The following is a 13,788-nucleotide window of genomic DNA, read 5'->3' as shown; positions in this document are numbered from 1 at the left end:
CTTCTTGATCTTGCCTTGCTTGGCGATGGCTTCGGCCAGCGGTTTGTTCTCGTTGACCAGCGTCGGCGTGACGCGGGTCACGTTCGGGAAGTTCTGTTCGGTAATCTTCGGGCTGACCGCGCCCCAGACGATGAACGGCATCTGCGAGCGGTTGAAGACCGGGATCGTCGCCAACGCGACCGAGCTGTTCCAATGCCCCGTTGCCGCGACCACCGCGGGATCGTTGACCAGCTTCTGCGCCGCCGAAACGCCGACCGCCGGATCGGAGGCGTCATCGAGCACGACGCCTTCCACCTGGTGCGGATAGCCGCTGGCATTGGCCTGCTCGATGGCGAGCAGGAAGCCGTTGCGGGCGCCGAGGCCCTGCTGGGCGTTGCCGCCGGAGAGCGGCCCGATGAAGCCGAGCTTGATCTGGTCGGCCTGCGCCTGGGCGGCGCCCAGGGCGATGGCAAACAGAGAGCCGGCCAGAATTGACGATACGCGGATAAGCGCACTGCGCCTGTTTTGCATGGTTCCACCTCAAACAGAATTATCTGCCGCCGTCGTAGCGACCCGGCCGATCGTGATCGTCGGCTGATCATCAGTGTACGGGCGCGTATTCAGTGACGAAATTCGGAAATTGTGACTCGTGAGTTCGGAGATTCGTTCTGTCCGCCCGGGATGGCGATTGATACCTGTCGGCTTCAATCGAGAGACCGACCGCATGGCGGAACTGCTTGTCCAGCAACTGGTGAACTGGATAACCCTTGGCTGCATCTATGCCTTGCTGGCGATCGGATTCAGCCTGATCTTCGGTGTCTTGAACGTCATTCATTTCTCGCACGGCGATGTCGCGATGACGGCGCCGTTCATCACGCTGGCGCTTGCCCAGGCGTTGGCGACCGCTCTTGGCGCCTCGGGGCCCGCCTGGCTGGTGCTTGCGGTTCCGGTCGCCGTGTTCGCCGTCGGTTTGATCGGCGTCCTGCTGGACAAGGTGGTCATCAGGCGCTTCCGCGATGCGCCCGCCATGATGGCGCTGGTGGCGACCGTGGCGCTCGGCATCGTCATCCGCGAGCTGATCCGCCATCTCTATCCGCAGGGATCGAACCCGCATGCCTTCCCGCGCCTGGTGTCGGGCATGGCTTTCGAAATCTCCGGCGTTGCCATCAGCTGGTTCGCGCTGCTGGTGGTGGTGCTGACCGTCGCGCTGGTTGCCATGCTGTTTGTCTTCCTGCGCATGACCCCGCTCGGGCTGCGCATCCGGGCGGCCTCGGAGGACCGGGTCGTGGCGCGCATGATGGGCATCCGCGATGCACGCGTCTTCCGTGCGACGTTCTTCATTGCCTCGGCTATCGGCGCCATCGCTGGACTTCTGTTCGCAAGCTATGCCGGCGTGACACGGTTCGACTTCGGCGTCATGGCCGGCCTGCTCGGCTTTTCCGCCGCGGTCATCGGCGGCCTCGGCTCGATGCCGGGCGCCATACTGGGCGGACTGATCATTGCCGGCATCGAAGTGCTGGCGCAGACATTCGTGCCGGACGGCGCTTCCTACCGGCTGGTCTTCGTCTTCCTGCTGGTCATCGCCGTGCTCATCTTCCGCCCCGCCGGCCTGCTTGGGCGCACCGTCATGGAGAAAGTCTAGCATGCAGGGTCGTGCTTCACCCGACGTGCCGGGCATAGCCGCGGCCACGGTCTTCGCCATCGCCTCGCAAATCATCGGGGCAGCGTTCCTGTACCTCATCCTCAAAGTCGACGGCGGCTGGCAGGTGGTCGGCCTGCTGGCCTTGCTCGGCCTCGGTTTCTATCTGCTGGAGAGGCTGCCGTGGATCGCCGACTATGCGTTGGCGAGCTTTGCCCGGGTTCCGCTCGTGGCGATGATCACTGCGGCGGTCATCGTCCTGGCCTTTCCGTTCTTCGTCGGATCCAACACCTATATCCTCCATCTGCTGATCGTCGCCGAGCTTTATGCGGTGCTGGCGCTGGCGCTCAATTTCCAGCTCGGCAGCGCCAACATCCCGAACTTCGCGACCGGCGCTTCCTACGGCATCGGCGCCTACGTGTCGGCGCTGCTGGCGATCAATTTCGGCGTCAGCTTCTGGCTGACGCTGCCGGTCGCGGCGCTGGCGGCGACCCTGTTCGGTTTCATCATCGGCATCCCGTCGATGCGCACGCGCGACACTTATCTGGCGCTTGTCACCATCGCCTTCGGTGTCGTGGTCCAGCAATTGCTGAACAATTTCAGCTGGACCGGCGGACCCAACGGACTGGTCGGCATTCCGGCGCCCAGCCTGTTCGGCCATTCCTTTGCCGATCCGCTGGTGATCTTCTGCTGGAAGCTGCCGAGCCAGGCGAATTTCTATTATTTGTCGGCCGCACTGGTCGTCGTCGCCATCGTCACCGCGCATCGGCTGCACGGTTCGCGCATCGGTCTGGCCTGGAATGCGCTGCGCGCCGACGAGATCGCCGCCAAGGCGCAAGGCATCAATGTGGCGTGGTTCAAGGTTCTGGCCTTCGCCGTCGACGCCTTTCTCGCCGCCTTCGCCGGCACGATCTACGCCTTCTACGTCTCCTACATTTCTCCCGACAATTTCACCTTCCTGGTCTCCGTCACCATCATGACCATGGTCATCGTCGGCGGCATGGACAATATTTTCGGTGTCATCGTCGGTGCGTTCCTGCTGACCATCCTGCCGGAGAAATTGCGCGCGTTCGCCGACTACCGCCTGCTGTTCTTCGGCGTCGTCATCATCGGCTTCCTGATGATCCGGCCGCAAGGTCTGTTCCCGCAACGCATGCGGCGCTACGGAGGCGGACTGTGAGCGCGCTTCTCAAGGTCGAGAATTTGACGATGCGCTTCGGCGGCCTGGTCGCGCTCAACGATGTCAGCCTGTCGATCGACAAGGGCGCGGTGCTCGCCGTCATCGGCCCGAACGGCGCCGGCAAGTCGACGCTGTTCAATGTCGTGACCGGCGTCTACCGGCCAACCTCCGGTCGCGTGACCTTCGACGGCGCCGAGATCACCGGCCGCCCGTCCTACGAAGTTGTCGACCGCGGCATCGCCCGCACATTCCAGTCGTCGCGTCTGTTCTCCGACCTCAGTGTCCTCGACAACGTCATCATCGGCATGCACACCCGCACCAGGACCGGCGTGCTGACCGCGCTGTTTCGGCCCGGCGCGTCGCGCCGTGAGATGGCGGCCTGCGTGGAAAAGGCCGAAACCCTGCTCAAGCTCGGCTCCGGCGACCTGTTCGAACAACGCTACCGGCCAGCGGGCACGCTGGCGCAGGCCGACAGGCGACGGCTGGAAATTGCCCGCGCGCTCGCATCGCAGCCCAAGCTCTTGCTGCTCGACGAACCTTCGGTCGGCATGGACGACACGGAAACCGACGCACTGGTGGCCGACATCACGCGGCTGCGCGTACAAAACCCTGCTCTGTCGGTAGTTCTGATCGAGCACGACATGCGGGTGGTCGAAGCGTTCCCGCAGCATGTCACCTGCATCGACTATGGCAGCAAGATCGCCGAGGGCGACTTCGCGGCGGTGCGCGCCGACCCGCGCGTCCAGGAAGCCTATCTCGGGAAGGCGGTCGCCCATGCTTGAACTCAGGGATGTCGATACTTCCTATGGCGCGGTGCCGATGCTGCGCGGCGTGGCGATGAGCGTACGCCCCGGCGAACTGGTTTGCCTGCTCGGACCGAACGGCGCCGGCAAGACGACAACCTTCATGACAGTCTGCGGTGTCGTGCGAGCGCAGCGCGGCAAGGTCGAGGTGATGGGCAGGGACATGGCGACGCTCGGCACGGAAAACCTGGCGTCGCTCGGCGTCGGGCTCGTTCCCGAAGGGCGCCGGCTGTTCCCCGGCCTGACCGTGATGGAGAATTTGCGCCTGGGCTATGATGCGGTGTCGGCCAGGGGGCCCAATTTCGCGGTGCAACTGGACAAGATGTGCAAGCTTTTTCCGCGCATCCATGAGCGTTTGCGCCAAGTCGCCGGCACGCTGTCCGGCGGCGAACAGGCGATGGTGGCGCTGGCGCGCGCGCTGATCGGCGAACCCAGACTGGTGATCATGGACGAGCCGTCGCTCGGCCTCTCGCCAAAACTCATCGGCGAGTATTTCGAGATCACAAGGGAAATCCATCGCCAAGGCACGACCATCCTGTTGATCGAACAGAATGCCGAAATGGGGCTGGGCATCGCCGATCGCGGCTATGTGCTGGTCAAGGGTAAGGTCGCCCAGGAGGGGCCGGCAAAGGAGTTGCTCTCGTCCAAGGCGGCCAGAAGCCTTTATCTCTGAGCCGTCCGTTTCTTCTGACTCAACAGTGATGATCCACGCCCCGCGCTCCACATCTTCGGCCATGCTTCCCGGCATTTAGGGACAAGCTAACCACTGCCACATGAAATCATAATTTTCGCTGCCCGGTGCCTCCAGTAAACCAACGATCAGATCTCCGCCGCATCCGCAGACACTCCCGGGGAGAGCCAGAAAGGGCCGCTGAAATGCCAGTCGAAACGGTAGACACGCTTGTTGTTGGCGGCGGCCAGGCGGGGCTGGCCATGAGCGAGCATCTGAGCAAGTGCGGGGTGCCGCATCTCGTGCTCGAGCGAAGCCGCATCGCCGAACGCTGGCGTACCGAAAGATGGGACTCGCTGGTTGCCAATGGTCCCGCCTGGCATGATCGTTTTCCCGGCATGGAATTTCCGGATGCCGGTCCCGACGCCTTTGTCGGCAAGGAGAAGGTCGCCGACTATTTTGTCGCTTACGCCGGCATGATCGCTGCCCCCATCCGCTGCGGCGTGGAGGTCAGGAGCGTGGAAAGGCTTGTCGGCCGTCCCGGCTTCCGGGTCGAAACCTCGGATGGCGTGATCGAGGCCAGGAGCGTGGTTGCCGCTACCGGGGCTTTCCAGCATCCGGTCATTCCGGCGGTTGTCCCCGGGGATGCCGGAGCGATGCAGATCCATTCCAGCGCCTATCGCAATCCGGGCCAGTTGCCCGAAGGTGCGGTGCTGGTGGTCGGCTCCGGGTCCTCGGGGGTGCAGATCGCCGACGAACTCCAGCGCGCGGGACGGCGCGTCTACCTCTCGGTCGGGCCGCATGATCGGCCGCCGCGGGCCTATCGCGAGCGTGACTTCTGCTGGTGGCTGGGGGTTTTGGGCAAATGGGACGCTCAAGCGCCGGCGCCTGGCACCGAACACGTCACCATCGCGGTGAGCGGCGCGCGGGGCGGCCAGACGATCGACTTCCGGCGTCTTGCCGCGCAAGGGATAATGCTGGTTGGCCGGACTGAATCCTACAAGGACGGGGTTCTGACCTTCGCGTCGGACTTGGCTAAAAATATCGCGCGCGGCGATGCGAACTACATGTCGGTGCTGGACGAGGCCGACGCCTATGTCGCTCGCAACGGCCTCGACCTTCCAGAGGAGCCTGCGGCCCGCGAGATCGGACCGGACCCGCAATGCATGACCGATCCCATTCTCGAGCTGAACCTGGCGGAAGCCGGGATAGGTTCGATCATCTGGGCAACGGGTTTCACCGTCGATTACAACTGGCTGAAGGTCGATGTGTTTGACGAAAAGGGCAAGCCGAAGCACCAGCGCGGCGTGTCGACCGAGCCGGGAATCTATTTCCTGGGACTGCCGTGGCAATCGCGGCGGGGGTCGAGCTTCATCTGGGGCGTCTGGCACGACGCCCAGCATGTGGCGGACCATATCTCCACGCAGCGCAAGTACCTGGCCTACCATGCGTCCGCGAAGCGCGAGACCAAAGTGGCATGGAAACGGACGTCCCGACCTCGAGCCGACTGACGGAGACCAAGATGGCCCATACAAGAATTCGCAAGTTCAACACCAAGGACACCTATCCCGAGCAGAAGCTCGACAATGATCTGTGCCAGGCGGTCGTTACGCGGGGCGGCAGGACCGTCTATCTGCGCGGCCAATGCCCGCAGGACCTCGACACGGCCAAGAATATCGAAAGCCATGATCCGGTCGAACAGACGCACAAGGTCATGCAGAACATCCGCCAGCTGATCGAGGAGTGCGGCGGCACCATGGAGCATTTGGTCAAGGTGGTGGTCTACATTACCGATGTCCGCTATCGCGAGGCGGTCTACCGCACCATGGGCGAGTATATCAAAGGCGTGCATCCCGTCTCGACCGGCCTTGTCGTGCAGGCCCTGGCGCGGCCGGACTGGCTGGTCGAGATCGACGGCACCGCAGTTATCCCGGATTAAAGTCATGACATTCTCCATCGTCGCGCGGTGCAGCCGCACCGGCATGTTCGGGGTCGCGGTGTCCTCCTCGTCGCCTGCTGTGGCGGCGCGCTGCGCCTATGCGCAGGCGGGCGCCGGCGCCGTTGCCAGTCAGAACGTCACCGATCCTACGCTGGGACTGCGCGGTCTCGAATTGCTGGCGCGCGGCGCGTCGGCGGCAGAGGCGATTGTCATATTGAAGCGCACCGGTGCCTATCCCGAATACCGGCAGGTGCTGGCTGTCGATGCCGCCGGGACGACCGCTATCCACTCAGGGCCCAAGGCGCTTGGCATCTGGGCGGAGGCGCGTGCGGACAATGTCGCCTGCGGCGGCAACATGCTGGCCCATGACGGCGTTCCGCAAGCCATGGTCGAGGCTTTCCTGGCGTCGGAAGGGCATCTCGGCGACCGCCTCATCGCGACCATGCGCGCCGCGCTGAAAGCGGGCGGCGAGGCCGGCCCGGTCCATTCGGCTGGCATGAAGCTGGTGCGCGAGGTTGCGTGGCCGGTCGCCGATCTGCGCTGCGACTGGACCGACGACTGCCCGATCGAGCAACTGGCGACGCTGTGGGAACTCTACAAGCCACAGCTCGATGCCTATGTGACCCGTGCCATAAACCCATCCGATGCGCCGAGCTACGGCGTGCCGGGCGACGAATAGTCAAGACAGGGGTCGCCTGCGATGAGCGAACTCAGCCACAAGGACTGGATCGGCAAGGCGTCGGCGATCCGTTTTCGCGACAAGGCGTTCATCGACGGCAAGACGGTTGCGGCGCGTTCGGGCCGGACTTTTGCCAGCGTCAATCCGGCAACCGGCGAGGTGCTGGCCGAAGTGGCGTCCTGCGGTGAGGAAGACATCGATCTGGCGGTTGCCGCAGCGCGGCGCAGCTTCAACGCCGGCGTCTGGTCGCGGACCAGTCCGGCGCACCGTAAGGAGGTGCTGCTGCGGCTGGCGCAATTGCTGCGCGAAAACCTGCATGAACTGGCTCTGCTGGAATCGCTCGACATGGGCAAACTGGTCAGGGATGCGGCCGCGGTCGACGTTCCCGGCTCGGCAGCGATCTTCCAATGGTATGGCGAGGCCATCGACAAGATCTATGGCGAAGTGGCGCCGACCGGCGAAGGTGATCTGGTGCTGGTGCGGCGCGAACCGCTTGGCGTGGTCGGCGCGGTGGTGCCGTGGAATTTCCCGCTCGACATGGCGACCTGGAAATGCGCGCCGGCACTGGCGGCAGGCAATTCGGTGGTGCTGAAACCCGCCGAGCAGTCGCCTTTGTCGGCCCTGCTTCTGGCGGAACTGGCAATGGAAGCGGGCCTGCCTGCAGGCGTGCTCAATGTCGTGCCCGGCCTTGGCGAAACCGCCGGCCAGGCGCTTGGCCGCCATATGGATGTGGATTGCCTCGCCTTCACCGGTTCGACCGCCGTGGGCAAGATGTTTCTGCAGTATTCCGGCCAGTCGAACATGAAGCAGGTCTGGCTGGAAACCGGCGGCAAGAGCCCGAACCTCATCTTTGCCGATTGCGGCGATCTTGACACGGCAGCCGACATGGCTGCCTTCGGCATCTTCTTCAACCAGGGCGAGGTCTGTTCCGCCAATTCACGCCTGCTCGTCCAGCGCGGCATCAAGGATGCCCTGATGGAGAAACTGGTGCAACGTGCGGCGGCCACGCAGCCCGGCGATCCGCTCGATCCGGCTTCGAAAATGGGCGCGATGGTCGATGCCCGCCACGCGGCCAATGTCATGCGGTTCGTCGAGGCCGGCAAGAAAAGCGCGCGCCTGGTCGCGGGCGGCGACCTGGTCACGGTCAATGGGCGCGGCAGCTTTGTCCAGCCGACCATCTTCGACGATGTCGCACCTGCCGATCCGATTGCTCGCGACGAGATCTTCGGGCCGGTGCTTTCGGTCATCGCCTTCGACGACGAGGCCGACGCGATCCGCATCGCCAATGACAGCCCCTATGGGCTGGCCGCATCGCTGTGGACCGACAGCCTGTCGCGCGCGCATCGTATCGCCGGCCGGCTGCATGCCGGCACGGTTTCCGTCAACACGGTCGACGCGCTGAGCCCGATGACGCCGTTCGGCGGTTTCAAGCAATCCGGCTTCGGCCGCGACCTGTCGCTGCATGCGCTCGACAAATACACCGCGCTCAAAACGACATGGATCAAATACTGATGGGCGCCTAAAGCGCATCGCGATTGAACGGATTCAAGCGATGCGCTTTAGGCCTTTGCTCTATGCATGTCATTTGCGCAAAACCGGGGCCACTTTTGCGCGACATGCATTAGGCTTGATCGAAGCCCTCAAACCAGCAACATAGCCAGCCATGCCGCTACGCTTCACGCTCAGACAGCTGGAATATTTCGTCGCCGTGGGCGAAGCCGGTTCCATCGCTAAGGCGGCCGAACAGGTCAATGTATCGCCGCCATCGATTTCGGCCTCGATCGCGCAGCTGGAAACCGAGTTCGGTGTCCAGCTGTTTGTCCGCAAGCATTCGCACGGCCTCTCGCTGACGGCCGGTGGCCGCATCTTCCTCAAGGAAGCCGCCCGGCTGCTCAACGATGCAGACGCCTTGCACGACGTCGCCGGCGACTTTGCCGAGAAGGTGCGCGGCCCGCTGGCGGTGGGATGCCTGCTGACCTTTGCGCAAATCGTGCTGCCGGCGCTGCGCATGCGGTTCGAACGCGCCTATCCCGATGTGCGCGTGCGCCAGTTCGAGCGCAATCAGGGGCAATTGCTCGAGATGCTGCAGCGCGGTGAAATCGATCTTGCCCTGACCTACGATCTCGAACTGTCGCAGGACATGACCTTCGAGCCGCTGATGCTGGTGCCGGCCTATGTCATGCTGCCGGCGGGGCATCGCTTTGCGGCAAAGGCGTCGATCACGACGGAGGAATTGGCCGACGAGCCGATGGTGCTGCTCGACCTGCCGTTCAGCCGCGAATATTTCCTTTCGGCATTCCACCAGCGCGGGATCCGCCCCAACATTGCCGAGCGCACCGGCGACATCGCCGTCATGCGTTCCATGGTGGCCAACGGCTTCGGCTACGGCATCGCCAATATGCGGCCGCTCAACACGCTGGCGCCGGACGGCAAGCCGCTGGTCTTCGTGCCGCTGGACGGCGATCTGCGGCCGCTGACCATGGGCGTCGCCTTGCCCAGTTCCGAACACCGCACGCAAACCGTCCAGGCCTTCATCGACCACTGCCGGCATTTCGTCGTCGAGCAAGGCGTGTTCGGCGCCGAGCGGGCTGTCGGCCAGGCAGCACTTCCACAGAAGTAGCCCCGGTTAAGCCAACTGCTGGTCGGCAAGCCGCTGCAGCAATTTTTCCAGCATGCCATCGCAACGGCGCATCTGCTCGACGCTGACGAACTCATCCGGCTTGTGTCCCTGCGCCATCGATCCCGGTCCGCACACGACCGTCGGCGTGCCGAGATCGCGGTTGAACAGGCCGCCCTCCGTGCCGTAGGCAACCTTGATGGTGTTGTTGGCGCCGGTCAGCGATTTGATGAAAGCGACGGCTTGCGAACTGACCGGCGTGTCCAGGCCGGGATAGGTGTTGGTGATGTCGATGTCGATTGCCGCCTCGAGCGCGATAGCCGAGGCTTCGGTGGCAATGCGCGCGGCCTCCACGCGCAGACGCTCGAGAATCTCATGCGGGTCGTCGGCCGCGACATTGCGGATCTCGAAGTCGACCTGGCAGAGGTTCGGCACGATGTTCAGCGCCACGCCGGCGTTGATCTTGCCGACATGGACGGTTGTGTAGGCAATGTCGTAGTCGCCGTCGCGGGCGCCATCGCGCACCAGCCGGTCCTGTTCGCGGCGCAAGGCGGCGACGAAATCGCAGCCGAGATGGATGGCGTTGAGCGCCAGCGGGGCCATCGCCGAATGGCCCTCGCGTCCCTTGCAAAGCGCGCGTGCGGCAAGCTTGCCCTTGTGGCCCGTCGCCACCTGCATATCGGTCGGCTCGCCGACAATGCATAGCAACGGCCGCTGCGGGGCTGCTTGCAGCATGTCGATCAGGCTTCGCACACCAATGCAGCCGATCTCCTCGTCGTAGGAGAGCGCCAAATGCAGCGGCGTGCGCAGCGTCATTTTCGAGGCTTTAAGGCACGCCGCGAGCGCGCAGGCCACAAAACCCTTCATGTCGGCTGTGCCACGTCCGTAAAGCTTGCCGTCTCGGCTCGTCATCTCGAAGGGCGGCAGCGTCCAGGCCTGGCCGTCGACGGGGACGACGTCGGTGTGGCCGGACAGCATGATGCCGGAAGCGTCGGCCGGTCCGATGGTGGCAAACAAATTGGCCTTGTGGCCGTCCTCGCTGTGGATGATCCGGCTGTCAATGCCATGCGCGTCCAGCAGCTCCGCCACGTAGCCGACGAGGGCGAGGTTCGAATCGCGGCTCACCGTCGGGAACGCGATCAGTTTTTCAAGGATCTGGATGCTGTCCATGCGTCTTGTGTCTCATTGGGCGTGCGCGCTATCTAACATCGCGCGGCGGCGGCCTTGAAGTCGCATTTGGCTCAGCCGGGATTCATCGGATGCTAATCCAGGCAGTGCTGCCGATTAGGCGCGTCCTAACCGGCACAGAAGAAATCTGTTGTTTCCCGGCGCTTGCCGCAATTTATGAATGGTCTCACGGCATCAACCCACTGGGCTGGCCGGCTTGCGCCACGGCTCGAAACCATGATCGGGCATGCTGCAAGGCGACGCTGGCAGGAAGGCACGTTCCATGCGCGATCCGCGCTACGACATTCTGTTCGAGCCCGTAAAGATCGGTCCGGTGACCGCCAAGAACCGCTTCTATCAGGTTCCGCATTGCAATGGCGGCGGCTATCGCGATCCTTCGGCCGCGGCCGAGATGCGCCGCATCAAGTCGGAAGGCGGCTGGGGCGTCATCTTCACCGAGCAGACCGAGATGCACCACACATCGGAGATCACGCCCTTCATCGAGCTCAGGCTGTGGGACGACGCCGATATCCCGGCGCTGGCGAAGATGGCAGAGGCCATGCACCAGCATGGCGCGCTGGCCGGCATCCAGTTGGCCTATTCGGGCATCAACGGTCCCAACCTCTACACCAAGGAGGTACCGCGCGGACCGTCGGCCCTGCCGATCCGAACCTTCACCAACGATCCGGTGCAGGCGCGCGCCATGGACAAGCAGGATATTCGCGACCTGCGCCGCTGGCACCGCAATGCATTCAAGCGTGCCAGGCTTGCGGGCTTCGACCTGGTCTGCCTCTACGGCGCGCATGGCTTCGGCATCATCCAGCACTTCCTGTCCACCGCCACGAACCAGCGCAGCGACGAATATGGCGGCTCGCTGGAAAACCGCTCGCGGCTGATGCGTGAGCTGATCGAAGAGGGCAGGAACGCCATCGGCGACACGTGCGGCCTAACGCTGCGGCTGTCGCTGGACGAGATGATCGGCGAGCTTGGCTTCGGCAACTCCGAAGTGCGCGACATGATCGAGATGCATGCCGACCTGCCAGACCTCTGGGACCTGGCGCATGGCGCCTGGGAGGACTGTTCGGGGCCGTCGCGGTTCAAGGAGGAGGGCGCGCAGGAGAGCCTGGTGTCCGGCATCAAGATGCTGACCTCGAAGCCGGTCGTCGGCGTCGGTCGCTTCACCTCGCCGGATGTGATGGTGAAGATGATCAAGTCCGGCACGCTGGACTTCATTGGCTGCGCGCGGCCGTCGATTGCCGATCCCTTCCTGCCGAAGAAGGTGGAGGAGGGGCGGATCGAGGACATTCGCGAATGCATCGGCTGCAACATCTGCATCACCGGCGACATGACCATGTCGATCTCTCGTTGCACGCAGAACCCGACCTTCATGGAGGAGTGGCGCAAGGGCTGGCATCCCGAACGGATGCAGGCCAAGGGCGACAGCGACAGCGTGCTGATCGTCGGCGCCGGCCCGGCCGGGCTGGAAGCGGCGCGTGCACTCGGCCTGCGCGGCTACCAGGTGGCCATCGCCGAAGCGGGAACCGAACTCGGCGGCCGCGTGGCGCGCGAGTGCCGCTTGCCCGGTCTCTCGGCATGGGGGCGTGTGCGCGACTATCGCCAGTACCAGATCAGCCCGATGTCCAATGTCGACGTCTATTTCGAAAGCCGGCTGTCGGCCGAGGAAATCCTCGCCTTCGGCTTCCAGAACATTGCCGTCGCCACCGGCTCGACATGGCGCCGCGATGGCGTGGCGCGCGCGCATGTCGTGCCGATGCCGGTGGACCCGGCCATGCCGGTCTACACGCCGGACGATTTGATGGGCGGCAATATACCGACCGGCACTGTCGTGCTGTTCGACGACGATCACTATTACATGGGCGGTGTCCTGGCCGAGCTGATGGCGCGGCAGGGTGCGAAGGTGACGCTGGTGACGCCGTCGGCCTATGTGTCCGACTGGACCCGCAACACGCTGGAGCAGGGCGCCATCCATCGCCGGCTGGCCGAACTCGGCGTCGAGATCGTGCTGAATCGGACTGTGACCCGCATCGTGGCGGGGGGGGGTGCCACTGCGTGCGCCTATACGGGCAGCCAACGCGACTTCGCCGCGGACGCCGTCGTGCTCGTGACGTCGCGCCAACAGGACGATGGCGTCTGGTGCGAACTGAAGGCGCGGCGAGATCAATGGGCCGATAGCGGCATCCGCTCGATCAAAATCATCGGCGATGCCGGGGCGCCGGGTCCGATCGCCTGGGCAACCTACGCCGGCCACCGTTTCGCCCGCGAGCTGGACGAAGCCGATATCGGCGACGCACTGCCCTTCCGCCGCGAGGTCACGGCGTTGGCGGCGGATTAGACGCCGGCGGCCCGGTCAGCGAATATCGGGTTGTTCAACCATACTGCATTGCACAATTCCTTCGCTTGGTCACAATGCAGGCATGGTTCGAACCGCACTCGCCGTCCTGGTGATCGATGAAAACCGCATCCGCGCCGCGATCATCGAGGCGGGATTGCGCGAGGCCGGCCATGAGCGAGTCACCGTCATCCATGACGTGACCGGCATTGCGCGGCGGATCGCCGAGATCGAGCCCGATGTCATCGTCATCGATCTCGAGAATCCGAACCGCGACATGCTGGAAAACATGTTCCAGCTGTCGCGCGCCGTGAAACGGCCGATCGCCATGTTCGTCGACCGCTCCGATCAGGCCTCGATCGAGGCGGCGGTCGATGCCGGCGTTTCGGCCTATGTCGTCGACGGTCTGCGGCAAGAGCGCGTCAAGCCGATCCTCGACATGGCGGTAAGCCGCTTCAACGCTTTTTCGCGCATGGCGCGCGAACTGGAAGAGGTTCGCGGCGAGCTAGAGAGCCGTAAGGTGATCGATCGTGCCAAGGGCATATTGATGAAGTCGCGCGGCCTCTCCGAAGAGGCGGCCTACACGCTGCTGCGCAAGACGGCGATGAACCAGAACCGCAAGATCGGCGACATCGCCCAGAGCCTGGTGACTGCCGCCGGGCTGCTGGGGCCGCCGGAGGACGAATGAGCATGACTGCTGCGCACCAGATCACCGCCGGTTTCATGCCGCTTTTCGACAGCGCCGTGCTGGTCGCGGCCGGGGAG

Annotated in this window: 13 protein-coding genes; 11 read left to right on the top strand and 2 right to left on the bottom strand. The window is 64.1% G+C overall.

Annotated features, from left to right (window positions below; all coding sequences use genetic code 11):
• The coding region (locus EN939_RS04790) for an ABC transporter substrate-binding protein (RefSeq protein WP_164750881.1) at positions 1-510 on the bottom strand (510 nt) is incomplete at its 3' end.
• A 193-nt stretch (positions 511-703) separates the two neighbouring features.
• Between EN939_RS04790 and EN939_RS04785 the strand changes: the two genes are divergently transcribed.
• The 9 genes from EN939_RS04785 (at position 704) to EN939_RS04745 (ending at position 9,509) form a co-directional block, all read left to right on the top strand.
• A complete protein-coding gene (locus tag EN939_RS04785; protein WP_127267120.1) occupies positions 704-1,621 on the top strand; it encodes a branched-chain amino acid ABC transporter permease in 918 nt (305 codons plus the stop codon).
• Between the two features lies 1 nt (position 1,622).
• Positions 1,623-2,798, top strand: a complete 1,176-nt coding sequence (locus EN939_RS04780; protein WP_127267119.1) for a branched-chain amino acid ABC transporter permease — start codon at positions 1,623-1,625, stop codon at positions 2,796-2,798.
• Positions 2,795-3,580, top strand: coding sequence for an ABC transporter ATP-binding protein (locus EN939_RS04775; protein ID WP_236382713.1), 786 nt, complete (start codon positions 2,795-2,797; stop codon positions 3,578-3,580). Before EN939_RS04780 ends, EN939_RS04775 begins: the two co-directional genes overlap by 4 nt.
• Positions 3,573-4,274: an ABC transporter ATP-binding protein gene (locus tag EN939_RS04770; protein WP_127267118.1), complete on the top strand. Its 702-nt coding sequence runs from the start codon at positions 3,573-3,575 to the stop codon at positions 4,272-4,274. Before EN939_RS04775 ends, EN939_RS04770 begins: the two co-directional genes overlap by 8 nt.
• Before the next feature lie 203 nt (positions 4,275-4,477).
• Positions 4,478-5,782, top strand: a complete 1,305-nt coding sequence (locus tag EN939_RS04765) for a flavin-containing monooxygenase (protein WP_127267117.1) — start codon at positions 4,478-4,480, stop codon at positions 5,780-5,782.
• 11 nt (positions 5,783-5,793) lie between these two features.
• Positions 5,794-6,210: a RidA family protein gene (locus EN939_RS04760; RefSeq protein WP_127267116.1), complete on the top strand. Its 417-nt coding sequence runs from the start codon at positions 5,794-5,796 to the stop codon at positions 6,208-6,210.
• Positions 6,211-6,214: 4 nt separating this feature from the next.
• Positions 6,215-6,889 (top strand): DUF1028 domain-containing protein, encoded by a 675-nt coding sequence (locus EN939_RS04755; RefSeq protein ID WP_127267115.1) that lies wholly within the window; start codon positions 6,215-6,217, stop codon positions 6,887-6,889.
• Between the two features lie 21 nt (positions 6,890-6,910).
• Complete coding sequence (locus EN939_RS04750; protein WP_127267114.1) at positions 6,911-8,401, top strand: aldehyde dehydrogenase; 1,491 nt, start codon at positions 6,911-6,913, stop codon at positions 8,399-8,401.
• Between the two features lie 151 nt (positions 8,402-8,552).
• The gene (locus EN939_RS04745) at positions 8,553-9,509 is read left to right on the top strand and encodes a LysR family transcriptional regulator (protein WP_127267113.1); all 957 of its coding nucleotides are present in this window, start codon (positions 8,553-8,555) and stop codon (positions 9,507-9,509) included.
• A 6-nt stretch (positions 9,510-9,515) separates the two neighbouring features.
• On the opposite strand, the gene argE is transcribed toward EN939_RS04745, so the two are convergent.
• Positions 9,516-10,676, bottom strand: a complete 1,161-nt coding sequence (gene argE / locus EN939_RS04740) for an acetylornithine deacetylase (RefSeq protein ID WP_127267112.1) — start codon at positions 10,674-10,676, stop codon at positions 9,516-9,518.
• Positions 10,677-10,956: 280 nt separating this feature from the next.
• Here argE and EN939_RS04735 point away from each other — a divergent pair, with 280 nt between their 5' ends.
• Both EN939_RS04735 and EN939_RS04730 read left to right on the top strand, forming a co-directional pair.
• Positions 10,957-13,026 carry an oxidoreductase gene (locus tag EN939_RS04735; RefSeq protein WP_127267111.1) on the top strand — a complete coding sequence of 690 codons (2,070 nt, stop codon included), beginning with the start codon at positions 10,957-10,959 and terminating at the stop codon, positions 13,024-13,026.
• Positions 13,027-13,108: 82 nt separating this feature from the next.
• Entirely contained in the window at positions 13,109-13,711 is a 603-nt protein-coding gene (locus EN939_RS04730) for an ANTAR domain-containing response regulator (RefSeq protein WP_127267110.1), read from the top strand.
• Positions 13,712-13,788 lie beyond the last annotated feature (77 nt).

The sequence above is a fragment of the Mesorhizobium sp. M7A.F.Ca.CA.002.05.1.1 genome (genome assembly GCF_003998335.1).
GTDB lineage: Bacteria > Pseudomonadota > Alphaproteobacteria > Rhizobiales > Rhizobiaceae > Mesorhizobium.
Note: the sequence above shows the minus strand (reverse complement) of the source record. Positions and strands in the feature narration are given on the sequence as shown.